This is a genomic window from Rhizobium sp. SRDI943 (assembly GCF_057653695.1).
On record NZ_CM172787.1, the window covers coordinates 2,544,600 to 2,567,849 of the forward strand.

The 23,250-nt window shown below is 61.3% G+C and carries 26 protein-coding genes and 3 pseudogenes; 16 read left to right on the forward strand and 13 right to left on the reverse strand.

Annotation, left to right across the window (positions count from 1 at the left end; genetic code table 11):
• The first annotated feature begins 112 nt into the window (after nucleotides 1-112).
• The gene (locus AC245Y_RS13130; protein ID WP_017994462.1) at nucleotides 113-703 is read left to right on the forward strand and encodes a GNAT family N-acetyltransferase; all 591 of its coding nucleotides are present in this window, start codon (nucleotides 113-115) and stop codon (nucleotides 701-703) included.
• A 131-nt stretch (nucleotides 704-834) separates the two neighbouring features.
• Here AC245Y_RS13130 and AC245Y_RS13135 read toward each other — a convergent pair whose 3' ends face one another.
• The 3 genes from AC245Y_RS13135 to AC245Y_RS13145 form a co-directional block, all read right to left on the reverse strand.
• The gene (locus tag AC245Y_RS13135; protein ID WP_017994463.1) at nucleotides 835-1,734 is read right to left on the reverse strand and encodes a DUF3313 domain-containing protein; all 900 of its coding nucleotides are present in this window, start codon (nucleotides 1,732-1,734) and stop codon (nucleotides 835-837) included.
• Between the two features lie 211 nt (nucleotides 1,735-1,945).
• On the reverse strand, nucleotides 1,946-3,298 hold the full coding sequence (locus tag AC245Y_RS13140; RefSeq protein ID WP_017994464.1) for a sensor histidine kinase: 1,353 nt from the start codon (nucleotides 3,296-3,298) through the stop codon (nucleotides 1,946-1,948).
• Entirely contained in the window at nucleotides 3,298-3,969 is a 672-nt protein-coding gene (locus AC245Y_RS13145) for a response regulator transcription factor (protein ID WP_017994465.1), read from the reverse strand. The genes AC245Y_RS13140 and AC245Y_RS13145 overlap by 1 nt, the downstream gene beginning before the upstream one ends.
• A gap of 140 nt (nucleotides 3,970-4,109) precedes the next feature.
• Between AC245Y_RS13145 and AC245Y_RS13150 the strand changes: the two genes are divergently transcribed.
• On the forward strand, nucleotides 4,110-4,256 hold the full coding sequence (locus AC245Y_RS13150; RefSeq protein WP_017994466.1) for a hypothetical protein: 147 nt from the start codon (nucleotides 4,110-4,112) through the stop codon (nucleotides 4,254-4,256).
• Between the two features lie 16 nt (nucleotides 4,257-4,272).
• Here the strand turns inward: AC245Y_RS13150 and AC245Y_RS13155 are convergent, their stop codons facing one another.
• The gene (locus AC245Y_RS13155; RefSeq protein WP_017994467.1) at nucleotides 4,273-4,815 is read right to left on the reverse strand and encodes an NADPH-dependent FMN reductase; all 543 of its coding nucleotides are present in this window, start codon (nucleotides 4,813-4,815) and stop codon (nucleotides 4,273-4,275) included.
• Between the two features lie 163 nt (nucleotides 4,816-4,978).
• Between AC245Y_RS13155 and AC245Y_RS13160 the strand changes: the two genes are divergently transcribed.
• From AC245Y_RS13160 to AC245Y_RS13170, 3 genes are read left to right on the forward strand one after another with little or no spacing between them, the layout of a single operon-like run.
• On the forward strand, nucleotides 4,979-5,980 hold the full coding sequence (locus AC245Y_RS13160) for an ABC transporter ATP-binding protein (protein WP_017994468.1): 1,002 nt from the start codon (nucleotides 4,979-4,981) through the stop codon (nucleotides 5,978-5,980).
• The gene (locus AC245Y_RS13165) at nucleotides 5,977-6,777 is read left to right on the forward strand and encodes an ABC transporter permease (protein WP_012757976.1); all 801 of its coding nucleotides are present in this window, start codon (nucleotides 5,977-5,979) and stop codon (nucleotides 6,775-6,777) included. The genes AC245Y_RS13160 and AC245Y_RS13165 overlap by 4 nt, the downstream gene beginning before the upstream one ends.
• Before the next feature lie 2 nt (nucleotides 6,778-6,779).
• Nucleotides 6,780-7,583: an ABC transporter permease gene (locus tag AC245Y_RS13170; protein WP_026157401.1), complete on the forward strand. Its 804-nt coding sequence runs from the start codon at nucleotides 6,780-6,782 to the stop codon at nucleotides 7,581-7,583.
• A 25-nt stretch (nucleotides 7,584-7,608) separates the two neighbouring features.
• Here the strand turns inward: AC245Y_RS13170 and AC245Y_RS13175 are convergent, their stop codons facing one another.
• A complete protein-coding gene (locus tag AC245Y_RS13175; protein WP_017994470.1) occupies nucleotides 7,609-8,130 on the reverse strand; it encodes a winged helix-turn-helix transcriptional regulator in 522 nt (173 codons plus the stop codon).
• Nucleotides 8,131-8,222: 92 nt separating this feature from the next.
• On the opposite strand from AC245Y_RS13175, the gene AC245Y_RS13180 reads away from it, so the two are divergent.
• Nucleotides 8,223-8,864: a dihydrofolate reductase family protein gene (locus tag AC245Y_RS13180; protein WP_017994471.1), complete on the forward strand. Its 642-nt coding sequence runs from the start codon at nucleotides 8,223-8,225 to the stop codon at nucleotides 8,862-8,864.
• A gap of 188 nt (nucleotides 8,865-9,052) precedes the next feature.
• Complete coding sequence (locus AC245Y_RS13185) at nucleotides 9,053-9,256, forward strand: hypothetical protein (RefSeq protein WP_026157402.1); 204 nt, start codon at nucleotides 9,053-9,055, stop codon at nucleotides 9,254-9,256.
• Between the two features lie 144 nt (nucleotides 9,257-9,400).
• Here AC245Y_RS13185 and AC245Y_RS13190 read toward each other — a convergent pair whose 3' ends face one another.
• Nucleotides 9,401-10,045: a TetR/AcrR family transcriptional regulator gene (locus AC245Y_RS13190; RefSeq protein ID WP_017994473.1), complete on the reverse strand. Its 645-nt coding sequence runs from the start codon at nucleotides 10,043-10,045 to the stop codon at nucleotides 9,401-9,403.
• A gap of 88 nt (nucleotides 10,046-10,133) precedes the next feature.
• Here AC245Y_RS13190 and AC245Y_RS13195 point away from each other — a divergent pair, with 88 nt between their 5' ends.
• On the forward strand, nucleotides 10,134-10,787 hold the full coding sequence (locus AC245Y_RS13195; RefSeq protein ID WP_017994474.1) for an O-methyltransferase: 654 nt from the start codon (nucleotides 10,134-10,136) through the stop codon (nucleotides 10,785-10,787).
• 67 nt (nucleotides 10,788-10,854) lie between these two features.
• On the opposite strand, the gene AC245Y_RS13200 is transcribed toward AC245Y_RS13195, so the two are convergent.
• Nucleotides 10,855-11,475 (reverse strand): TetR/AcrR family transcriptional regulator, encoded by a 621-nt coding sequence (locus AC245Y_RS13200; protein ID WP_017994475.1) that lies wholly within the window; start codon nucleotides 11,473-11,475, stop codon nucleotides 10,855-10,857.
• 138 nt (nucleotides 11,476-11,613) lie between these two features.
• On the opposite strand from AC245Y_RS13200, the gene AC245Y_RS13205 reads away from it, so the two are divergent.
• Nucleotides 11,614-12,645: an aldo/keto reductase gene (locus AC245Y_RS13205; RefSeq protein ID WP_017994476.1), complete on the forward strand. Its 1,032-nt coding sequence runs from the start codon at nucleotides 11,614-11,616 to the stop codon at nucleotides 12,643-12,645.
• Between the two features lie 140 nt (nucleotides 12,646-12,785).
• Here AC245Y_RS13205 and AC245Y_RS13210 read toward each other — a convergent pair whose 3' ends face one another.
• Complete coding sequence (locus tag AC245Y_RS13210) at nucleotides 12,786-13,661, reverse strand: bifunctional helix-turn-helix transcriptional regulator/GNAT family N-acetyltransferase (RefSeq protein ID WP_012757985.1); 876 nt, start codon at nucleotides 13,659-13,661, stop codon at nucleotides 12,786-12,788.
• 146 nt (nucleotides 13,662-13,807) lie between these two features.
• Here AC245Y_RS13210 and AC245Y_RS13215 point away from each other — a divergent pair, with 146 nt between their 5' ends.
• Nucleotides 13,808-14,620, forward strand: coding sequence for a hypothetical protein (locus tag AC245Y_RS13215; RefSeq protein ID WP_026157403.1), 813 nt, complete (start codon nucleotides 13,808-13,810; stop codon nucleotides 14,618-14,620).
• A gap of 152 nt (nucleotides 14,621-14,772) precedes the next feature.
• Here AC245Y_RS13215 and AC245Y_RS13220 read toward each other — a convergent pair.
• Nucleotides 14,773-15,659 (reverse strand): annotated as a pseudogene (locus AC245Y_RS13220) (transcriptional regulator GcvA).
• Nucleotides 15,660-15,837: 178 nt separating this feature from the next.
• Between AC245Y_RS13220 and AC245Y_RS13225 the strand changes: the two are divergent.
• Both AC245Y_RS13225 and AC245Y_RS13230 read left to right on the forward strand, forming a co-directional pair.
• Complete coding sequence (locus AC245Y_RS13225) at nucleotides 15,838-16,317, forward strand: VOC family protein (RefSeq protein WP_017994479.1); 480 nt, start codon at nucleotides 15,838-15,840, stop codon at nucleotides 16,315-16,317.
• Between the two features lie 92 nt (nucleotides 16,318-16,409).
• Nucleotides 16,410-17,088, forward strand: a pseudogene (locus AC245Y_RS13230) (SDR family oxidoreductase).
• A 73-nt stretch (nucleotides 17,089-17,161) separates the two neighbouring features.
• On the opposite strand, the gene AC245Y_RS13235 reads toward AC245Y_RS13230, so the two are convergent.
• A complete protein-coding gene (locus AC245Y_RS13235; protein WP_017994482.1) occupies nucleotides 17,162-17,596 on the reverse strand; it encodes a MarR family winged helix-turn-helix transcriptional regulator in 435 nt (144 codons plus the stop codon).
• A 121-nt stretch (nucleotides 17,597-17,717) separates the two neighbouring features.
• Between AC245Y_RS13235 and AC245Y_RS13240 the strand changes: the two genes are divergently transcribed.
• The gene (locus AC245Y_RS13240) at nucleotides 17,718-18,086 is read left to right on the forward strand and encodes a hypothetical protein (protein ID WP_017994483.1); all 369 of its coding nucleotides are present in this window, start codon (nucleotides 17,718-17,720) and stop codon (nucleotides 18,084-18,086) included.
• A 17-nt stretch (nucleotides 18,087-18,103) separates the two neighbouring features.
• Here the strand turns inward: AC245Y_RS13240 and AC245Y_RS13245 are convergent, their stop codons facing one another.
• Nucleotides 18,104-18,571: an Lrp/AsnC family transcriptional regulator gene (locus AC245Y_RS13245; RefSeq protein WP_017994484.1), complete on the reverse strand. Its 468-nt coding sequence runs from the start codon at nucleotides 18,569-18,571 to the stop codon at nucleotides 18,104-18,106.
• Nucleotides 18,572-18,695: 124 nt separating this feature from the next.
• On the opposite strand from AC245Y_RS13245, the pseudogene AC245Y_RS13250 reads away from it, so the two are divergent.
• A pseudogene (locus tag AC245Y_RS13250) lies at nucleotides 18,696-19,907 on the forward strand (argininosuccinate synthase).
• A gap of 347 nt (nucleotides 19,908-20,254) precedes the next feature.
• A complete protein-coding gene (locus AC245Y_RS13255; RefSeq protein WP_017994486.1) occupies nucleotides 20,255-20,428 on the forward strand; it encodes a hypothetical protein in 174 nt (57 codons plus the stop codon).
• 96 nt (nucleotides 20,429-20,524) lie between these two features.
• Here the strand turns inward: AC245Y_RS13255 and AC245Y_RS13260 are convergent, their stop codons facing one another.
• Entirely contained in the window at nucleotides 20,525-21,115 is a 591-nt protein-coding gene (locus tag AC245Y_RS13260; protein WP_017994487.1) for a TetR/AcrR family transcriptional regulator, read from the reverse strand.
• A 353-nt stretch (nucleotides 21,116-21,468) separates the two neighbouring features.
• On the opposite strand from AC245Y_RS13260, the gene AC245Y_RS13265 reads away from it, so the two are divergent.
• Nucleotides 21,469-22,302 (forward strand): class I SAM-dependent methyltransferase, encoded by an 834-nt coding sequence (locus AC245Y_RS13265; protein ID WP_017994488.1) that lies wholly within the window; start codon nucleotides 21,469-21,471, stop codon nucleotides 22,300-22,302.
• Between the two features lie 41 nt (nucleotides 22,303-22,343).
• Here AC245Y_RS13265 and AC245Y_RS13270 read toward each other — a convergent pair whose 3' ends face one another.
• Nucleotides 22,344-22,727, reverse strand: a complete 384-nt coding sequence (locus AC245Y_RS13270) for a VOC family protein (protein WP_017994489.1) — start codon at nucleotides 22,725-22,727, stop codon at nucleotides 22,344-22,346.
• Nucleotides 22,728-23,250 lie beyond the last annotated feature (523 nt).

Here is a 23,250-nt window from a genome sequence, read left to right on the forward strand (position 1 = left end):
CCTAAAGCATGTCGCGCAATAGTGCGCAGCCGTTTTGCGATAACGACATGCGTTGGATAGAAAGATGCGTCAGGAGCGAATCTAAAAGATCGCGACGTGCTTTAGGTGCGGAATGACATCCGGAGAGACAACAAAGCCCGCCGGGCCCGTCATCCTGCTGCCGCCGGATATGGAAAACCTGTCGGGCTTCGAAGCGGCGCTCGCCGCCGGCTGGTCTCCCGATCCGCGCCGCGCAGGCGACGAAACCTATGTTCGCGGTGAACTTCAGCGGCTGCGCCAGGACCGGGCGAAGTTCCCCGACGATCTCATTCGTGATGGCAAACCGCACGCCGGGTCCGGATCGCCGCCTCTCACCACCCGTCTGTTCTGGATCTGGGACGGCGAATTCTGCGGCAGCATCAGCCTGCGTTTTCAAGCGGGCATAGAGGAGCTGCCGCCCGAGGTGTCGGGTCATGTCGGGTATTCCGTCGTGCCGTGGAAACAGCGCAACGGCCACGCGACCGCTGCGTTGAGACTGCTGTTGGCACTGGCATCGAAGGAAGGCCTCGACCGCCTCGTCATCCTCTGCAACGAGGATAACGATGCCTCGCGGGGCGTGATCGAGCGCAATGGCGGCGAATTGTTCATGCGCGGCCCGCACCTCTCCGACAGGCCCGATCAGATCAAACTGTATTTCTGGCTGAGGCCCGGAATCGCCGGCTGACGTGCAGCCGACGGATTTTCAGACGGACGGAGCACGGGCCTTGCCCGCCCTTGCTCCGTCCGTCCCGTCAGCCTGGGGTGGGGCTGAGTGCTGGTCGCGCAGCAGCTCGCGGCGTCGCTGCGTATTGTCTCTCAATAGGTCGCGGCCGGTTTCGGCTTCTTCTCGGTCCACTGCGGCGGCGCGCCGTATTTGGCGGCCACGGCGCCCATCAGTCCGGGCGGCCGGCCGAAGGCGTCGCAGGCGGCGTATTTCGGTTTGCCGCCGAGCCAGGATTTCATCCGATGCCCTGAGGGCAGCGAGATATCCAATCCCTTAGGCTCCTTGCCCTTGATCAGCATGCGGGAAAACTCGCTGCTGAATTTCGAAGCCAGGCTATAGGCATCGCCGACTTCGGAAACGCGGGGGTTGTTCTGCAGCGAGTTTGCCCCGCGCGACCAGACGATTGCCGCCCGCTGCACACCACCGCTGTCGACGGCCTCCGCCTCGACCGCCAGTCCGCCAAGGCCGGCCGGCAGCCGGGGCACGCTGACGGGCAGTACGAAACCGGTGCCGACGGTCACGACGGTCGAAACGCCCGCCATCGCCTTGTTGGTCGGCACAATGTCGGTGACGACCGAGCGGATAGTCAGATCTGCCGGCTGGCCGGCAGAGACCAGCTGGTATTTGTCACTGAGCGAAATGCAGAGCGCCCGGTCCAGAGCGTTCGCCACCATCACGCGGTCGGCGTTCGATTTGACGCGGGTCGCGGCGTTGAAAGCGAAGGTCGTCGGCACGATGCTGACCGTCTTTGCCGGACTAAGGCGCGTCCCATCGACATAGACGCGCGATTTCGACAGCTTGCCCTTCGGCGCGCCGAGATTGCCGTAGGAGGAGAGCGTGCCGGCCTCCTTTAGCGGCACCGAGCTGCACCCGGCCGCGGCCATGGCGAGCGCCACCGGCAGAGCGAGGGACAAGCCTCTCGACGCCACGGGGAGGGAAAATGGAAATGGATTGCTGCGCACGCTGTCTGGCCTCCGTCGCCGATAGCGCATAACCCCGAAAATCGAGATCGATTTTCGGAAAGGATTATGCGCAGGTTTAAAACGCTAGAGCGTCCTTGGCGCGTCCTGTCGGACGCGCGGCGCTCTAGTGTCGGGCGAAAGTGGCGGTCGACAATTGCCGCAACATTACAGATCCAGAGCCTTTCCTGATCAGAACCAGGAAAGGCTCGGGGGGCGGATACTGCTCAAGCAGGCCCGACCTTTATACGAGTTCGATCGTCACCCGCGTCCCTGCAGCACTGCTCTCGATGCTAACCTCGCCGCCATGATTTGCGACGATCTGCTTGACGAGGCTGAGGCCGAGACCGGCGCCCTTGCTCTTCGGGGTGACGCGATAGAAGGGCTCGAAAACCAACTCCCGGTGTTCAGCCGGAATGCCCGGCCCTTCGTCGGTGACCGTGATCCGCTCGCCGCCGGAAGGTGAACCCGACACAGAAACCGCGATCATACCGCTGTTGCCTCCGTGGTCGATGGCATTGCGTACGAGGTTGCTCACCGCCCTCGGTAGCGCCGACGGGCTGCCTTTGCGTTCGAGCCTCTCGACCTCGCTTTGAAACGAAATTTGGTAGCCGGCGACAATCGCCAGCGGCGCGAGATCGGCAACCGTCATTCGGGCGATCTCGACGAGATCGACCGGTTCGTCGAGGTCAGCCGCCTGATCGTTGCGCTCGAAATCGAGCAGTTGCTCGGCCGCCTGCCCAAGCCGCGCCACGTCATCGAGCAGCCGCTGCCGCTCGCGCCCGTCTGGCATGCCGTCGATCCGCGTCTGCATGATGGCGATCGGGGTCCGGAGCTCATGCGCCGCGTCGAGCAGGAAGCGCTGACGTTTCTTAAACTCGTTCTCAAGCCGCTCAAGCGTTCCGTTAAAAGCAATCACCAATGGTGCGATTTCCGTGGGAATACCATCCACCGGCAATCGGGCTCCTTGCCGGCGGGGTTCGATTTCCGATGCCTTGCTCGCTATATCCTTCACGCCGGCCAAAGCGCGCGCTACGACGCGGGGGATCGTTAGAAAAACCCCGGGCAAAGCGATGGCCAAAAGTGGTGTGTAAATGAGGTAGGTTTTGCCGAGTATTGCCAGAAATGCGGAGCTTCTGCTGGCGTTTCCGCCGTACATCACTCTGTACTCGCCTTCTGCCGTGTCGACACGGTCGATGGAGGCGACCTCGGTCGTACCAGACGCCCCTCGTATGTCGGCGTCTTTGATGAGGTAAACGTACCGGGCTAGGTCCGCATAGGGCGCCGGTATTACGCCATAGGAGGCCGTTTCTCCACTGGGTGTTGCGACGAAAAACCAGAGCCTGTTGTTCTCAGCCTTGAACGACCTGAGACGCGGGCTATCAGCTATGACGATCCTGCCCCGCGAGTCACGCGTAAGAGCTTCCTCGAGGGCTGCAGTCAGCTGAACCTGCATTCCTTCATTGGGTGAGAGGATGCTGGTGGCGTAAATGCAAAGCCCGATGATGACAGTCGCAACAACAGCCACGAAAACGATACTGAGCTGCCAGCTGAGCGTCCACCAGAGTGAAAGGTTCGACTTGGTCGCCTCGCGCATCATTCTTCCTTCATGAGATAGCCGACGCCGCGGATATTATGGATCGCTACGCCGGCGCCGGCATCGATCAGCCGCTTGCGCAACCGCGATATATGCGCGTCGAGCGCATTCGACTGGATTTCCTCCTCGTAATTATAAACCGCCGCCTCCAGCGTCGAACGCAGCACGGTCTTCTCGTTGCGCCTAGCCAGTGCGGCCAGCACCAAAAGTTCGCGTCGGGGCAGGTCCAGCGGCACGGCATCGACGGTGACGCTCAGATGCAGCGGGTCGATCACCATTCGTCCGGCCGTGATCTTGAGTTCCGCCAGTTCAGGCGATCGCCGCAGCACGGCCCTGAGCCGCGCCATCAGCTCCTCCACCAGGAACGGCTTACCGAGATAGTCGTCGGCCCCGAGGTCGAGGCCTTCGATCCGCTCCTTCGGTTCGTTCAGCGCCGTCAGCACGATGATCGGCGTATCTTTCCCCGTCCGCCTGAGCTCCGGAATGAAGCTCAGCCCCTCGCCGTCGGGCAGGCGCCGGTCGAGCAGGATCGCATCGTAGAGGTTCTGCCGCGTCAGCTCGACGGCGTCTGCCAGATGCATCGTGTGGTCGGTGACGATCCCATGTTTGCCGAGTGCGGCCGACAGCGCCTCGGCCAGCTCCCTCTCATCCTCTATCAGCAGTATCCGCATCGCCCGTCCATTGTCTCGCTCACCCCTTCTGTCTGCCACAAGGGTTGCGGCAGCATTGCGGAGCTTGCAAGGCAGCCGGTCATGCTGCTGCAATTGTTGAGGTCCAGCACAAAGACTATCCGCAGCAGCTGGAGATCAAGATGAACCGACCTATCCTCCGTCTCCTGACGAGACACTTTCTCTCCGCCTTCATCCTTGCCGCGCTGCTCGCAGCCCCACTCGTCATTCTGCACACGCTTCACGAAAAGACGGCATTCGAGAACGGCCTGCTGATGGACGTCCGATGATGCAGCGAGCGAACCCTCAGGCGGTCTTACTGTCTGCCATGCAATAGGCCGAGAATGCCTGAAGATAGGCCTGCACCTTGAAACGGTTCTCCGCTGCCTCAATGGTGTTGAACACCTCGGCCGGCTCCAGCTTCATCAAAGGAAGCCTGAGGAAAATATCGCCCGCGAACCGGTCGGTAATGGTCGCAAGAACGGTGCGAAGACCCGCCAGCATGTCGTCGCCGCGATGTGATGCGTGCAGCAGGGCGATCGGCTTATGGACGATCTGCTCTCCTGACACGAGCCAATCGATCGCGTTCTTGAGGCCGCCCGGGATGGATCGGACATATTCCGGGCTGGCAATGATCACCCCGTCACTCTGAGCGATCACATCGATGAGATCCCGCACCGCCTCCGGCAGATGCTCTCCCTCGAGATCGGGCGAGAATACCGGCAACCGCCCCACACCGTCGAAGATCGAAATCTCGATCTCATTTGGCGCAACGGCGCGAACAGCCTGCAGCATGGCGGTATTGGTGGAATTGCGCCGGGCGCTGCCGGATATTGCGAGAATCTTCATGACCCTAACAGGAATCGATTGATCATGGCTGTCAACGCAAAAGGCTAGGCTAGGCGCGATTGAGTAGCGCCCCAAAAGCGACTTTAGCTTGAACTGACCGAGCCCCGCGTTAGCTTGGGTGCTGCTGCCGAATCGGCTGGAATTACCCCTTGAGGAAATACACATGTCGGCTTTGATCGAGGCGCGGGGCGTCAGCAAACGCTTCCGGCAGCACAAGAGATTTCCGGGCCTGATGGGCGCGCTGAAGACGTTGGTGACCAACGAATATACGGAAGTCCTGGCCGTTTCCGACATCGGTTTCGACATCGCGGCAGGCGAAGCCGTTGGCTATCTCGGCCCGAATGGCGCCGGCAAATCGACGATGATCAAGATGATGACCGGCATCCTGGTGCCGAGCGACGGCACGCTCTCGGTGCTCGGCCGGACGCCACATCTGAAGCGGATGGACAATGCCCGCGAGATCGGCGTCGTTTTTGGCCAACGCAGCCAGCTGTGGTGGGACCTGCCGCTGGTCGACAGTTTTACCTTGCACCAGCGTATCTACGACATCCCCGCCGCCCGCTATGCGGATAATCTCCGACGCTTCAGCGAGTTGCTCGACTTGACGCCCTTTCTCGACCGCGCAGTGCGCCAACTCAGCCTCGGCCAGCGCATGCGCGCCGAGATCGTGATGTCGCTGCTGCACGATCCCAAGATCCTCTTTCTGGACGAACCGACCATCGGTCTTGATGTGGTCGCCAAGGATGCCGTGCGGCGTTTTCTCGCCGAGATCAACCGTGAGCGCGGCGTCACCATCATTCTCACCACCCATGATCTGCAAGACATCGAGACCATCTGCCCGCGGCTGATCATGGTCGATCATAGCAGGCTCATCTTCGACGGTGAGTTGAAAAGCCTGCGCGCGGCATTGGGCTCGGCTCGGCGACTGACACTCGAATTTGCCAGCGACCCTGGACCGCTGCCGTTGCGTACCGCTGCACTCGTCAGCGACGAGGGCTTGCGCAAGAACTATCTCATCGAGCGTGAAGACATCTCGCTGGTCGCAATCCTGTCGGAGGTGGGCAACGGGCGCGGCCTCAAGGATGTGGCGCTGCACGAGCCCGACATCGAAGAGGTCATCCGTACCTTCTACCAGCGGCGCAATGCCAAGGCTCTGGCATCATGAGCGCCTATTTCGCCTTCGCGCGCAGTTCCTTCCATTCGCAGCTCGCCTACCGCAACGAAGTATGGGCCAATATCTTCGGCAAACTCGTGCAGGTCTTCGCGCGTGTCGCCATCTGGCAGGCGGCCTATGCCGGCATCGGCGGCATCGTGGTCGACGGCGTTTCCCTGCAGCAGATGGTGACCTATGCCCTGCTCGGCGGCGCGGTGATGGGCGCAACCCGCCCTGAAAGGATCATCGGCGAAATCGGCCGGTCGCTCAAGACAGGCGATATCGCGGTATGGCTGCTCAAGCCCTTGTCCTATCCGCTCTATCTCTTCGCCAACGAATGCGGCAGCTTCGGTTATCGCCTGATGACCCAGGTCATTCCGACCATCGCCTTTACTGCGTTGTTTTACGGCATGCTGCCGCCGGCAAGCCTGTTCGATGGCCTGATGTTCATCGCCTTCTGGGCGCTGTCCTTTACGCTGCTGTTCCTGATGTCGGCGCTCTTCGGCCTCGTCGCCTTCTGGCTGATGACGAGCTTCTCGCTGGACTGGATCCTGGGCGCCCTGCTGCAATTGTTCTCGGGCCTGCTGATACCGTTCTGGTTCTTCCCCGAACCGCTGGCCACGATTGCCCGCCACCTGCCCTTCGCCTGGGTGGTCTATTATCCCAATGCCGTCTATCTCGGCAGGCTTTCCACTGCCGATGTCTGGCTCCATTTCGGCCTGGGCCTTGCCTGGGCCGCGTTGTTCCTGGCCGGCGTCCTTTGGCTGTGGCGCTGCGCCTCCGGCCGCATCACGGTGCAGGGAGGTTGATCATGCTCATGCACCACCTGCGCGTCCTTCCGCTGCTGGTGCGGATGCACGTCCGCTCCAAGATGGAATATCGCGGCGCTTTCTGGCTCGACCGCCTTGCGCAGATCCTTTCCTATGGCAGCGTCTTCGCCACCATCGGAATCCTGCTTGCCCGCTTCGACACGCTCGGCGGCTGGACCTGGCCGGAGCTTGCGCTGCTGTTCAGCTTCCAGCTGCTGGCTTATTCGCTCGGCGCTGCGATGAGCTTCGTGCAGCTGCGCGAGCTCGAAGAACTGGTGCGGCTCGGCACTTACGACACGCTGTTGGTCAAGCCTTTCAGCCCCTGGGCCTATCTGGTCTTTTCCGGCCTTAATATCGGCTATGCCGGCCACGTCATCCTCGCAGTGGCGCTGATGGCTTGGGCAGTTCTGTCCGTCGACTTCACCTGGTCGGTCTGGTCCGCGTCATTCTTAATTGCTGCGCTTATCAGCGCGACGCTGCTGACGGGGGCACTCATCACCATGATCGGCGCCACAGCGCTGATCTGGGTGCGGTCCAACCACCTGTTCTCGATCTTCTTCGGCTTTTGGGAATTGACGCGCTACCCGCTCAATATTTTTCCGGGCGGCATCCAGACCATCCTCATCACCGCGGTTCCGCTGGCCCTCACCAGCTCGGTCCCTGTCGGCGCCCTGCTAGGCAAACCCATCCCGATCCTCGGGGACTGGGCCGGGCCGGCGTCTCTTGTGGCCGGGCCGATCTGGGTCTTGATATCAATCGCCTACTGGCGGTACGCCACCGGCAAATACCAGGGTGCCGGCGGCTGATCGAGCCGACCGACCTTCCTCGATATCAGGATGCCTGCGACAACGATCTCGCGCGAACCTCGAGGAATGCCGCAGTCAGCTTCACCAGCACCGGTGAGGTGCATGTACCGTTGGCGCCGCCGATCGGGTCGGCGATGTGGATCTGCCGGAGATCCTCCATAAACTCGTCCCAAAGCGGCGGTCCGCCTTCTTCGAGAAGCTGTGCGCGGATGCTCAGCTCCTCGCTCACAGGCAGATGCCGCCGTCCCCAGGCGCCGATCATGGCAAAGACCGGCACGAGCTGAATCGCTGGCTCCAGGAGGCTGTAGATCGCTTTCTGACTGTGGCTCGGATCGTCCCGCCTGCTGATGAATCCGAGCGAGAGCAGACGCTTCAGCCTGGCGGCCAGAATATTGGAGGCAATCCCCTCCTCCGAATGGGTCAGAAGATCGCGGAAATGGCGGCGGTTGCCAAACATGATGTCCCGGATGATGATGAGGCTCCACCGGTCGCCCAGCACTTCCATCGTCAGGTTGATCGGGCAGCCCGACCGCAGTTCAATATCCACCAATTCTCTCCTCGAAAAACTGGTTGCAATATAGGATCACTTATGCAACAACGCAACTAGTTTCAAATCGCAATCAGATGGAGGAGAGTAGCATGTCCAAGGTGCGTGTCGCAGCATTTTCCCTTTCCGTGGATGGTTTCGGCGCCGGGCCGGAGCAAAGCATGACCGATCCGCTGGGCAAGCGGGGGACGGAGATGTTCGAATGGTTTTTCCGTACCCGCACCTTCCGCGCGATGATCGGAAAGGACGGCGGTTCTGAAGGCGTCGACGAGGGTTATGCGGCCCGCGGCATGGCCAATTTCGGCGCCTTCATTCTCGGACGCAACATGTTCGGCCCCATGCGCGGCGATTGGCCGGATGATGCCTGGAAGGGCTGGTGGGGACCGAACCCGCCCTATCACGCGCCGACCTATATCCTGACGCATTATCCCCGCGAACCGATCGTCATGGAGGGCGGCACGACGTTTCACTTCGTCACCGGCGGCGTCGCGGAAGCGCTTGACAAGGCGAAGACTGCGGCCGGCGGCAAGGATGTGAAAATCGGCGGCGGCGTCAGCACCGTCCGTCAATATCTGCAGGCCGGCCTGATCGACGAACTGCATTTCGCCGTCTCGCCGGTCGTGCTCGGCAAGGGCGAGGCGATGTTCACAGGCATCGACCTCCCGGCCCTCGGCTTCCGCGTCGCCGAGCATGTCGCAACCGAACACGCCACGCATATCGTGCTGGCGAAATAAACGAGTCGAAGCAATCCTGGCAGGTGCCGCCCTGACGGCCGCCTGTCGGGATCGTTCGGCTGTCACCAAGCCGTGTCAAAATGGCCGTGGTATTGCTGCGGAATGAGCGTAGAGTAAACGCCATCGGATCATCGACGCGACCGCTTGAGAGACATAGGTGCTCTTGCCGCTTCATGGAAGATACGAAGATGCTCCTGTCGCTCATCTCGCTCAACGATGATGAAATAACCATCGTCACCGATGCCGTTCGGCAATGGTGCTGCGAGAGGAAGCTCGACATCGACAGCATAGAAGGACGCCACGCCATCACCGTCGCCGTCGATCTCGTCCAGATGAACACTAACCACGACGGGCTTTTTGCCGAGCTGTCGAAGCAACTGGACCACCAGTAGAACCCTCTCCCTCCATCTAAGCACCATAGCATTCTGCGATGACAGGCGCTGGGATGCAGCACTTTCGCTTACCGCTCCCTCGCGCCGCCGCCCCGGAACACCAGCATCCAGGAACACCAGGCCCAACAGATCGCAGCCGGAACATCATGCCCCGTCCCGGCCAGCCCTAAGCTGTTCGAGGTAGGCACAGAACATATCGGCCATGGCGTCGGCATAGGCTTCGATCTCCGCATCGCTCCGGGGTGCCTCCGAGAACTGCTTTCCCACTGTGCCGAGGGTCGTGGTGATCAGGTCGCCGGCGAGCACCCGTGTCGCCTCCGGCGCAGAAGGCAGCACTTCCTGCATGAACAGTTCGACGATGCGGTCGCCCGATGCCCTCGCCGCCTGCGCCTCCGGTGCATCGCGATAAAGAGGTGCTGCGTCATGGAGCGCCACGCGCATCGCCGCCTCCTCGCACTCCGAGCGGAGGAAGGCATGGACGAGGCGGCGCAGCCGTTCGAGCGGCGGCCTTTGCGCATCGGCGAGGATGCCGCCGAGCATGTCCGTCGTCTGCCGCCATTCGTCACTCTGCAGCCGGAAGAGGATCGCCGCCTTGTTGGGGAAATACTGGTAGAGCGATCCGATGCTGACGCCCGCCCTTTCGGCCACCCGCGCCGTGGTGAAGCGCTGGGCGCCTTCCCGCGCCAAAACCTGAGCAGCGGCATCCAGGACCGCCGCCACGAGCTCGCTCGATCGGGCCTGTTTGGGCTGTTTTCGTGAGGAAATCCGGGCTCTTGGACGATCGGTCATGGCAGCGCTCCGCAATGCGAATAGCAGATGCGACGAATTACTCGTATTTTTCGCCCCACACAAGAAGCGGTCATCCAGGAGATTTTGCATGACGACACTGACCACCGCCCCGCTGGCGCCCCTGCTCAACGGTCTATTCGAAGAAGCCGCTGCGGCGACGAGCCCGGCAATGTCAGGCTTATCAGGTGATGAGCGAATGCGCCTGATCGGCAGCAAGACCGAATATCTCGACCTTTACGGGCGCCTAAAGGATCTCTGGCTTCCCGTCTCCAGGGAGGCCGGCGTGCTGCTCTACATGCTGACGCGAAGCAGCCGCGCACGAACGATCGTCGAATTCGGCACATCCTTCGGCATCTCGACCCTCCATCTCGCAGCCGCGCTGCGCGACAATGGCGGCGGTCGGCTGATCACCAGCGAGTTCGAGCCGTCGAAGCTGGTCCGCGCCCGCGCCAACCTGACGGCCGGCGGCCTCATCGACCTCGTCGAGATCCGCGAAGGCGATGCCCTTGAGACCCTGAGCACGGACCTCCCGGAAACGATCGACCTGCTGTTCCTCGATGGCGCCAAGGCGCTCTATCGCGATATTCTGGAACTGGTGGAAGACCGCCTGAGGCGTGGCGCCCTCATCATCGCCGACAATGCCGACCTCTGCCCGGAATACCTTGCCCGCGTACGCTCGCCTGCAGCCGGCTACCTCTCGACGCCATTCGAAGAGGATATCGAGCTGTCGATGCGGACCTGAAGCCAAGTTCGTTGCCCGGCCGAGCGCGCGTGCCGGCCGGGCAATGGCGTGTTTCATTGTCGGGGCGTCACCGCTGTACAGCGCCGTAGCGCAGCCCGTCGACCAGCAGGGACACCATGCGCCGGGCATGTTCGGACCCTTGGGCGTAGGCGTGCATGCTAAGGCTTGCGGCCGCATTCAAAAGATCCTCGGCGGCGATATCGGTGCGGACCTCGCCGGCGGCAGCGGCGGCGTCGAGAAGCGAGCGAAGGGCCGGCTGCAGCCGCTGCTGGAAGTAGGCGGGCAAGGCATCGAAGGCTGGGTTGCCGGAGTGCAGGGCCGCCGCAAGCCCGCGCTTGGCCGCGATGAAATCCGCGAAACGCTGCATCCATTTGGCCAGCGCTTCGCCCGGCGCATGTTTGGCGGCAAGGATCGGCGCAGCGTCAGCACAGGCGTCGATTTCGCGGCGGAAGACGGCGACGACGAGGTCGGAACGCTCGGGAAAATGCCGGTAGACGGTGCCGATGCCGACGCCGGCCTTTTCCGCGATCTCACGCACCGGGGCATCGACACCGGAGGTCGCAAACACCGTCAATGCCGCCTGAAGCAGCCCGTCGAGATTTCGCTTGGCGTCGGCGCGCACGCGCCTGTCCGCCCTTTCCCCGGGCTTCAGCCCGTCTTCCTGCTCTTTGCTCTCGTCGCCGCCCATCATTCACCCGCTTGCAAAACGGAACATTGTTCCGTATATAAACGGAATACGGTTCCGTTTATGCAAATTAACACAGCGCGACGGTGTTGGCCACATCGATGCGCACGAAGTCCGCCTCCCCAATAAAAGGAACAGACCATGCAATACCGCACGCTTGGAAGAACTGGCATCAAGGTCAGCCCCTATTGCCTCGGCGCGATGATGTTCGGCGCCGCCGGCAATCCTGACCACGAGGATTCGATCCGGATCATCCACAAGGCTCTCGATGCCGGTATAAACTTCATCGACACCGCCGATATCTACAGCCGCGGCGAATCCGAGGAGATCGTCGGCAAGGCGCTCAAGGGCCGGCGCGACGACGTCGTGCTCGCCACCAAGGCACATCTGCCGATGGGCGACGCCCCAAACCGACAGGGCAATTCGCGCCGCTGGCTGATCCGCGCAGTCGAGGATTCGCTCCGTCGCCTGCAGACCGACCATATCGATCTCTACCTGATCCACCGGCCGGCACCCGATACCGACATCGAGGAGACGCTATCGGCCCTCACCGACCTGATACAGGCGGGCAAGGTGCGTGCCGTGGGATCGTCGACCTTCCCCGTCTCGGAAATCGTCGAGGCGCAATGGGTTTCCGAGCGCCGCGGGCTGGCACGTTTCCGCGCCGAGCAGCCACCCTATTCGATCCTCAATCGTAGCATCGAACGCGAAGTGCTGCCCGCCTGCGAGCGCTATGGAATGGGAGCGATGGTGTGGAGCCCGCTCGCGATGGGCATGCTCACCGGCAAATACCGCAAGGGCGCGCCGCAGCCCGACAGCGCCCGCGCCAAACGCTTCCCCAGGCAGATGAACGACGAGCGCCGGCTGGACGCGGTCGAACGGCTCATCCCGCTCGCCCAACAGGCAGGGCTTGCACTGGCCCACATGGCGATGGCCTTCACCATCGCCCATCCCGCCGTCACCTCGGCCATCATCGGCCCGCGCACGATGGAGCACTTCGACGATCTGCTTGCCGGCGCCGGGGTGAGTTTGACGGACGAAATCCTCGACCGGATCGACGCGGTCGTCCCGCCCGGCACCGACACCGGCCCGTTGGAGGCGGCCTATAACCCGCCTGCGGTAACGCAGCCGAACCTGCGCCGCCGCCCGATAGCGGAGCGCTTCGCCGCCTGACTGGCAGGGAGTGAGGCCCGGCCCTGCGAAGCAGGAGCGATCTATCCAGTGAATCGATCGCAGGGCCGAACGCCCTGAGCCATGCGAAGGGCCGGGCAGCGGCGCCTCCCCTAATTCGGGCAGCGCAATGCGAGCGTCACTTAAAGGCGTTTCTCAAAGAACGTGTCCGGGTATGGATCGTCATTGAAACGGTCGATCTCACTCCAGCCGGTTCCACGATAAAGCTGCGTTGCCTCGGGCAGCGCGCTATTCGTATCCAGACGCAGGAGCTTGATGGATAGCTCGCGGGCGATGTTCTCGGCGGCCGTCATAAGGCGCGTTGCGAGCCCAAGACCACGCGCAGACGGGGCGACCCAGAGCCTTTTGATCTCCGCGACCTCGCCGCCATTGCCCTTCAGCCCGACACAGCCGATCGGCAGGCCATCCGACATGGCCACCAGGAATGCACCGTGCGGACGGATCATATCCTTGGCGTCGGGATCGCGAGAAAGCGATACATCGAAACCCTTCTCGAAGCGGCGTGCGAGTTCGCCGTAATATTCGTTCAGACAATAGCTGGCGTCCTCGTGCCGAGGATCTTTCTCCTCGAGCAAGATCTGCTCGCGTCTCAGCGAGGAAGCAACGATATCCATGGCGCGCAGCAGTTCGTCCGGGCGCCGATGGCGCGCCAGAAATGTTTTCGCCTGCGCATTGGAAAGCGCTTCATAAGCCTGAAACTCGGAACGGCCGGTTTCGGTCAATCGGGCAACGCGGCGACGCGCGTCCTGAGGGTTCGGTAGCGTCTCGATCAGACCCTCCTCTTCCAGACTGCGCAGCAGACGGCTCATCAAGCCGGAGTCGAGACCGAGATAATCGCGGATTACCGCAACATCCGATTGCCCCCGGCCGATTGAATTGAGGACGCGGGCAGCACCCAGCGGACGGCCGCGTCCGAGGAAAGACGTATCGAGAGCGCCGACTTCGGAGGTGACGGCACGGTTGAAGCGACGGACACGAGCGACAGGATCGTAAGTCATATTATCTGACTTTAGTCAGCTAATTCCTCCTGTCAATTCTGAGCACTCAAAGGAAGGGCATAAATGAGCTGCGCACTTCCCCGCCATCCGCCTTGCGCAGCAGCATCGCCTCGCCTATGGGATGGCAACGTTCCGAAGGCCTTCCCGTGTTCCGTTTTGCCCTTCACGCCCTGATCGTTCTCATCCTGACGCTGCTGACCCAGATCGGCGGCATCGCCTATCTCGCGGCGCTGGCCGCCTCACGCGCCTCGGGCTTACGGCGGTTTCTGGCAAAGCTTGCGATCTTCCTGCTTTGCTATGCCGGCGCCACCTTTGTCGCGAGCCTCGCCGCGCCGATCTTCGGGCGAGTTCCCATCTCCTGCGTCGCCAACGCCGCGGACAGGCTGGTGGTCCGCTCCCCGATCTATTGCCTGCTGAACCGCAACTACGTCACACCCGAGGTACGCGATCTGGCAAAGGCGCTTGCCGCCCACATGGACAAGGAATTTCCCGGAACCATTACCGTCGCGCTGGATGCGAATTTCCCCTTTGTGAACGGCTTTCCGCTGCTGCCGCACCTGTCGCATGCCGACGGGAAAAAGCTCGACTTCGCCTATTATTACAAGGATGTGGACGGTGCCTTCCTGAATGGCGCCACCCGCTCCCCAATCGGCTATTTCGCCTTCGAGCAACCCGTCCCCGGCGACGAACTGCCATGCGAAGGGCGCAACGACTGGCTCACCACCCGCTGGAACTTCGATGCGCTGCAGTCTCTGTTTCCGGCCTATCGGATCGAGGAGCAGCGTACGTCGGCCGCGATCGGCTGGTTGACGAGCGAAGGTGTGACGCGCTTCGGCCTGCAGAAGATCTTCATCGAGCCGCATCTGAAGAACGCGCTTGGGATCACCGATGGCCATATCCGCTTTCAAGGCTGCCGCGCCGCCCGCCACGACGACCATATTCATATCCAGGTCGACTAGTGGCCGCATCTGAGGAACGTAGCCGTGCCATATAGATCGCCGTCGTCATGTTGCATTCGACGCATCCGTCAAATCGGGATGCGGCTATGGCTTCCAAGGCATCGAGCAACAATTCAAAGTGCGACAGCCAAGGCCCTGTTGCACCCGGCATCTCAAGAATGACTGATTTCGGCAAGCAGCCAATCACGAAATGCCTTCACCTTGCGCTGGTGAATTGCGCGCGGCGGATAGACCACGAAATACTGCGACGCGGATGTCAGTGCCTGCCTGAAGGGTCTGACCAGCCGACCCGCGGCAAGGTCGGCAGCCACTAGCATCGTGCGCCCCAGGACCACGCCTTCCCCCTGCACGGCGGATTCGACGGCGAAGGTGGCAGAGTCGAAGGTCAGGCCGCTCTTCGGATCGACATCCCTGACATCGGCACTGCGCAGCCAGGTCGCCCAGTCGATGGGGAATCCATCGTGAATGAGGGTGTGATGCTTCAGATCGCCAGGTGCTCGCAGGGGGTGTGCGCCCTCCAGAAGCCTTGGGCTGCAGACGGGAAAGACCTCTTCGCCGGTCAGAAATTCCGATGTGAGCCCAGGATATTCGCCTCCGCCATAGCGGATTGCGATGTCGATGCCGTCGGCGAGGAAGGTCGTCAGCCGGCCTGTCGTCGATATCCGCACATCGATGTCGCGGTTGGCCTGATGGAAACGATAGAGCCGCGGCACCAGCCACCGGCCGGCAAATCCGTCTGACGTGCTGACATTGAGCGTCTTGTCCAAATGGCGGGCCGATGCGGATTTCGTCGCCGCCGCCAACAGATCGAGCGCTTCGCGGACCGACTGCGCATAAGGCTCTCCAATGGCGGTCAGACGGACCGACCGCGTTCCCCTTTCGAACAGTTGCACGTCGAGTTGCTCCTCGAGGTGCTTGATCGCCCTGCTGATCGCGCCATGCGTCACGTTCAGTTCGTCGGCGGCCCGGGAAAAGCTCAGATGCGCGCGGCCGCCTCAAAGCTCGGCAGGGCGTTCAGCGGCGGCAATCGTCTCAGCATAGCTCGGCTCATTTGTGAGTTTTGATCACAGATCATTGCCGAAATCTGGTTTGTCGTCCAGCCATGCGCTTCATATGTTCTGGATGAGCGCCGCGTCTCGTTACGAGACGACATCGGCGCCAACGAGACGATCTGTGATTTCCTATCACCTATATCCGATGTTGCGGAGCAACCGACCATGGCAACGATTTTCCCCTTCCTCTGGTTCAACACCCAGGCTGAAGAAGCCCGCGATTTTTATCTCTCTGTCTTCAGAAACGCGAAGAAACTCGGCTCCACGGAGGTGCCGGACTGGGTCTCAGGAACGAACCGCACTGTGCCAATCGCCACCTACGATTTCGCGCTCGAAGACCTCAGGCTCAGGACATTCAACGCAGGCCCCGGCGACGGCTTCAACGACGCCGTCTCGTTCTTCATCGAAACCAGGGATCAGGCCGAGACCGACTATTACTGGGAAGCGTTGACATCGCGCGGTGGCTCGGAGCGGGCCTGCGGCTGGCTGCGGGACAAATTCGGCGTCAATTGGCAGGTCTGCCCGGAGATCACGCTCCGCCTTATCGGCGATCCCGACCGCAAGAAAGCGGAGCAGACGCTCCAGGCCATGTACAAAATGCAGAAGATCATCATCGCCGATCTCGAAGCAGCCTATGCCGGCTAGATGCCGTCCACGCTCCGAACCTCATCAGCAAACGAGAGCAGCCATGACCTCTCACAGGAAAAACCATTATTATTTTCGGCGGTAGTTCTGGCATCGGCCTCGGCGTTGCCGCGGCCACTCTCGAACGCGGCGCCAATGTCGTCATCGCCGGGCGCTCCGAGGAAAAACTGCCGGCTGCGGAAGAAGAGCTCGGCGGGCCTCCCCGCCTGCGAAGCTTTGCCGCCGATCTCGAGCGGGAGGCCGATCTCACTCGCCTCTTCGAGACGGTTGGAGTTCGACCACCTCGTTACCACGGCCGGCACGCCGCCGCCGGGCGAACCGATCGAAGCCCTCGACCTCGACGTCATCAGGCGCTTCGTCGACAACAAGCTGATCGGCACCATCGCCCTCGCCAAGCATGCATCGCCATATCTCAAGCGTGGCGGGTCGATGACGATTACCTCGGGGATCAACAAGGATCGGCCGCCCGTACCGGGCGGAGCGGTCGTGGCGGCGATCGCCGGATCATTCAGCTACTTCGCCCACGGCCTGGCCCTCGAACTTGCGCCTTCGCGGGTCAACGTCGTCTCCCCCGGCTGGGTGGATACCCCAATGTGGGATGTACTCGTCGGAAGCGCCAAGTCCGGCTATCTCAAGGACATGGCCGGGCGCCTGCCCGCAGGCCGCATCGCCACCCTCGCCGATGTCGTCAGCGCCTACATCTACCTCATGGAGAGCGATTTCACGACCGGCGAGACGATCCATGTGGATGGCGGTCAAAGACTGATCTAGCCGGGATGAACAGCTCTCATCTCTATGCGATCGTCTAGGGAGCGCGGTAAACGGCAATCGGTCTCGAACCCCGTCATCCCTCTCCTTCGGTCTTGGCAAGCAGCCGGGCCAGCTCTTCGAGCTCGCCGGCCGAAAGGTACCGGAGTTCCGCTGGCGGGCGATAATGCTCCGCCAACAGCTCGTCCTTGGTAGCTGAGCCCTTGCCGGTCAGGCGTACCAGCTTGATGCGGCGATCGCGTTCCGGCGTCACGCGTTCGGCAAGGCCCGCCCGCTGCAGCCGATCGACCAGCCACGTCGCGGTCGAGGCGTCGCACCCCCATTGGCGGGCAAGCGCGCTGATCGGCTCTCCCTCGTCGTGCAAAGTGAACAGAGCCCTGGAATCGTTTGGCGTCAGCCCCCTCGCCTGAAGGCTTTCCAGCCGCTGCGGCGCCGATTTCATCAAAAGGTCGAACATCGTCCGCCACGCCGAGGCGGCGGCTCTGGCATGACGATCGGCGGCGGAAGGCATCTAATATCCTCACAACATACTTGAAAAATAGTTTTATTGCTCAAATTATCGCATCAATCAAATCTTATTGGCGACTTCCCCGGAAGCCCATTGGGCGTCCACCTTGCCAAGGAGCCATGCCATGCGTTCAGCCGTCGCGATCCTCTTCCTGATCGAAACTTGTCTTTATGCCATTGCCTCGCTCACCCATGCTGGGTTCATCCTCGAAGGCCACGAACACCGGCAGGCGATGATTGCCGAAGCGGTGATATCAGCCGTACTCCTCCTCGGCCTGATCTCGCTCGGCCTTGACCGATCGTGCAGCCGAACAGCTGCGATCTTCGCCCAGTCCTTCGCCCTCCTCGGCACCCTCGTCGGCGCCTTCACCATCGCCGTCGGCGTCGGCCCGCAAACCACGCTCGATTACATCACCCATGCCGTGATGATCCTGCTCCTGGTCACAGGCCTGGTCTGGCTGGCGAGGAGCCGGAGCACCTCTTCTCTCGGATAAGGATCAAGCCACGACGCCTATCTCAACGGCAGCTCGAAGCTTCGCTTCAGCGTTTCCATCGGCACGTCGGTCTTGACGCTGAGGACGCTCGGAATGCGTGTCAGGTGATCGGCCTGAAAACGCCAGTAGCTATGCAGATCGGCGGTCACGATCCGAAGCACGGCATCACATTCCCCTGTCGTTAGGTAGCATTCCATCACCTCGGGAAACCGCCTGACGGCTTGAGCGAACTGAAGCGTGACCTCGGCGTCCTGGGTTTTGAACCAGACGCGGGCAAAGACAGTCAGCCCCGCGCCGACCTTTGCAGGGTCCAGCACGGCAACGTAGCGATCGATGATCCCGGCCTCTTCCAAGAGCCGGACGCGACGCAGGCATGGTGACGGCGATAGCCCTACTTCCCTCGCCAGATCGACATTCGAAATACGCCCGTCGCGCTGAAGTACGCGCAGGATTTGGCGGTCGATCCGGTCCAGAATGACTGGCATTTCATAGCTCCCATTCATGCTCCAATGACATGATATGCCAAACTTTCGCAATTTTACGGATGTTTCGCAAGCTCATTGCGCAGGGCTTGGCCTATCGTTTCAGCATTATGATGGAGATGGGCTGATGACGAAGATAGAGAAAATTGTGCTTTCTTATTCGGGTGGGCTGGATACCTCGATCATCCTCAAATGGCTGCAGGAGACCTACGGATGCGAGGTGGTGACGTTCACCGCCGATCTCGGCCAGGGCGAGGAGCTCGAGCCGGCGCGGGCCAATGCGGAGATGGTGGGAGTCAAGGACATCCGCATCGTCGATCTGCGCGAGGAGTTCGTCAGCGACTTCGTCTTTCCGATGCTGCGGGCGAACGCGCTCTATGAGGGGCAATATCTGCTGGGCACTTCCATCGCACGGCCGCTGATTGCCAGGCATCTGGTTGGCATAGCCCGGGAGGTCGGCGCCGATGCCGTTGCCCACGGCGCGACCGGCAAGGGCAATGATCAGATCCGGTTCGAACTGGCGGTCAATGCGCTCGACCCGTCGATCAAGGTCATTGCTCCCTGGCGCCAATGGAACATCCGCTCCCGCATGCAGCTTCTGGAATATGCCGAAAAGCATCGGATCCCGGTGCTGAGCGACAAGCGCGGCGAGGCGCCGTTCTCGATCGACGCCAACCTGCTGCACACCTCGACCGAAGGCAAGAGTCTCGAAAATCCGGCGGAGGTCGCGCCCGATCATGTCTATCAGCGCACGGTCGATCCCGTCGACGCGCCCGACACACCCGAGATCATCACCATTGGTTTCGAGAGGGGCGATCCGGTTTCGGTGAACGGCAAGGCCATGACGCCGGCCGGATTGCTGACCGAACTCAATGGGCTGGGCGGCCGGCATGGCGTCGGGCGGCTCGATCTCGTTGAAAACCGCTTCATCGGCATGAAGTCGAGGGGAATTTAAGAAACGCCGGGAGGCACGATCCTGCTCGCAGCCCATCGCGGCATTGAATCGATCACGCTCGACCGCGCCGCCGCCCATCTGAAGGATGAAATCATGCCCCGCTACGCCGAGCTGATCTACAACGGCTTCTGGTTCGCGCCCGAGCGGGAAATGCTGCAAGCCCTGATCGACCACAGCCAGGCTTTCGTCAGCGGCGAAGTGACGCTCAGGCTATACAAGGGAAGCGCCTCGGTTATCTCCCGCGCCTCCCCCTGCTCCCTCTACTCCGCCGACCTCGTCACCTTTGAAGAAAGCACCATCGCCTTCGATCATCACGACGCGGAAGGTTTCATCAGGCTCAACGGCTTGCGGCTCAGGAGCTGGGCCGTCCGCGGCGGCCGATGACCGCCCGGATCTTACGTCAGCCAGCGCACTCAACGCTCACGACGCTCCAAACGCCTTCACTTCGACCTGCGGGAACCGGACGAAACGGGCCGGTTCGGATCCCATAAGCTGCAAGGGTCAATGGCCGGATAGGTCAATGATCACATTGACGGCATTCCCTCGCGGCTGGCCGAAGCAGTCAAGGCATCCATGGAGAAGCCCCGAATCCCAATTTCAAACGATTTTTAAAATAGCCCCTCCGAAAGCTAATCGATTTTAATTTTATCGTTAAAATTTTCTTGTTGCAGCGCAAAAGAATTTAGACATTAATTTGTGCAGATGCTCAGTTTATTCGTTGGAGAACTCGCATGACTGTGACATTTCCGCTAACCGAAAAGCGCGACGCCGAGACATTGCTGAAACACTTGACGTCGCACAACCTCAGCTTTCCGGGAAACTGCGTCGTGTCGCTCAAGGCGCACGTCGCCCAGGTCTCATCCTCTCATACGACCGCACTCGGCACCGCCCGTACCGCCTGGTAGCGATTGAATGGCCTGGCATCGCCGTCGACAATAGGATCGAGCAATCTCGGCTGGATCGCCCATGCGGAGATGGATGAAGCCGAGCGCCTCGAGAGCTTATCTCGTGGCAGGCAGCCCCATGCCAGCGAGCTTCAGGATATCCTCGACCTTCGCGTCGGGATCGGCGCCGGGTTCGACTTGGCCGTCTATTATCAGCAAGGCGAGGCCATGCGTCAGTGACCAGAGAAAGAGCCCGGCGTTCTGCACGTCTCCCGGCGTCAGGCGCTTTTCCAGGTCGTCCTTCATCTGCCGGTAGACCTGCATCCGCAGGGCGCGTATCGCTTCGTTTCCCTTGGAATAGGCCTGAAAACCCTCCCCGAACATCAGCCGGTAGAGACCGGGATTCGCGCGGGCAAAGGCGACATAGGCGATGCCGCCGGCGAGCAGATTGCGTCGAAGACCGGTTAGCGCGGCATCGATGCTTTTGCTGAGTTCGACAAACCCTTGTTCGGCGAGTGCTGCCGAGATGGCGTCCAGGCTGCTAAAATAGTGGTATGCCGCCGGAGCCGAGACGCCGGCGCGGCGGCCGATCTCCCGCATGCTCAGCGCCGCCGGGCCTCCCTCCTCCAGCAGCGCCCTCGCCACGGACAGCAGGGTGGGGCGCAAATTTCCGTGATGATAGCGGGTCGATCCGTCGTGCGTAGCCATGTCTCGATCTAATCTTTACAGCGTTAAAATCGTGCTCTAGTTTGCTGCTGGTGACAAGGGCCTGATGAGACAGCATCGTGATCAGGGGCGGCATTCTCCAACTTCCTTCATCCTGAGGTGCGATTCGGAGGATCGCCTCGAAGGACACGCGCAACGCTGCTTCTTGCATGTCAGACGCCTGCACGCCCGCCTCGCCCTTCGAGGCCCCTGCGGGGGCACCTCAGGGGTGAGGCTCTCTTGGGCTCCGGCGCAGCGAGAGCGATGGCGCAACGGAAGTCGGAACGAAACTGCGACATCTCCAACGCCTAACCGCGTCCGGGCACTGCAAAACGCTTACAGAGAAAGAGGCTTTCATGCGAGCATCCGAACCAAGCCGCACCGCGATCGGCGCGGCAGCCTATCGAGCAGCGCACCAGAGCGTGGATGGCGGCGCCATCTTCTTAGACCCCTATGCCCGCCGCATCCTCGGCGAGGAGGCGAGCGCCGAGGCCGATCTGAAAGCCCAGGACCCCGCCACGCGATCCTTTCGCCTCTTCATGGCAGCGCGAAGCCGATACGCCGAAGACTGCCTTGCCCTCTCCGTCGCAACAAGAGGCGTGAGACAAGCCGTCATCCTCGGCGCCGGGCTCGACACCTTTGCACTGCGCAATCCCCATGCCGGCCTGAAAGTATTCGAAGTCGATCATCCCGCGACGCAGAGCTGGAAGCAGATGCGGCTCGGCGAGACCGGACTGACGCAGAGCCTGCCGACATTCGTTCCCGTCGATTTCGAACATGAGGATTTGAAAACGCGTCTCACCGATTCCGGCTTCGAGCCCGAAACGCCGTCCTTCTTTATCTGGCTTGGCGTCGTGCCGTATCTCAGTGAGGCGTCAGTCTTTACGCTGTTGCGCTTCGTCGCCGGCCTGCCGAGTGCATCCATCGTCTTCGACTACAGCGAACCCCTCGAAAACTATTCGCCCGAACGCCGCGCTCGCGCCGCGGAAATGGGCGCGCGCACGGCCGCAGCCGGCGAGCCATGGCTGACGCACTTCGATCCCGAGGATCTTGCGAACCAATTGCTGAGCCTGGGGTTCCCATCTCTGGAGGATATCGGCCCGACCGAAATGGCAAGACGCTTCTTCGGCCTGCCCCGGGATGCGGCGGACCGCGGCGCCGGTCCCCACGTCATATTCGCCGGGAAATAGGGAAATCCCCGAGACGTCGAGTTGCGGCAATCGAGCTGGCCTCAGCTATCGTAGACGACAGCAATCTTGTTTCCGGCGGGGTCACGCACGTAAGCGGAATACCAGTTCGGCCCGTAGTGCGGACGTAAACCAGGCGCGCCCTCATCCGTTCCGCCGTTGGCCATGGCAGCATCGTAAAAAGCATCCACCTCGGCGCGGGACTTGGCCATGAAAGCGACCATCGAGCCATTTCCGGCGCTCGCCGGTTCGCCGTTGAACGGTTCGCAAACCCATAGAACGAAACCTTCACCCTTCCCGCCTTCGGAATATGCGCTCCATCCGGGAAATTCCCGATGTTTGCTCCAACCGATCGTTGCCAGGGTCGCATCATAAAAACCATTCGATTTGACGGAATCGACTGCACCGACGGTTGCGTAGACACTCATGATCTTCCCTTTCCCCGCTGCAGGATCTGCGGAATTCATATCGCGCCGATACGAACATAATAAGAACGACGAGTTGCGGTTTTCGCGATAAATCAGCGGATACCAATCACGCTGTGAACCAGCGATACCGGAGCCGGCAACTCCGGCATGCATCGCTGGAGCAGTCATTGATCGCAATGGTCGGTCGGCGTTTCCAATCGAACATCCTATCGATCTTCAGCCAACTTCTTGTCCCGTCGATGTGATCGGAGAATTTGTTCAGCCTTTTCAACAGATGGAAGTGGACGCTCTGTTCTAATGATATGAAATGCTCCGCAATTGTCATCGGGGCACCCGCAAGACACCGCGTCAACGTGATACCTGGTTTGCCCAGTTCGCTTTTGCAGAGCGTTCGTTCTCTCTTCGCTCTTTCTCGTGTCAATGATTGCACCGCGCTTTAGAAACTTCCCAACCATCGCTTCTGCCTCGTGTCGTCTTGTCAGCCTTATAATACAGCATCGTCGAGCGTCGCAACGAGCCGGAA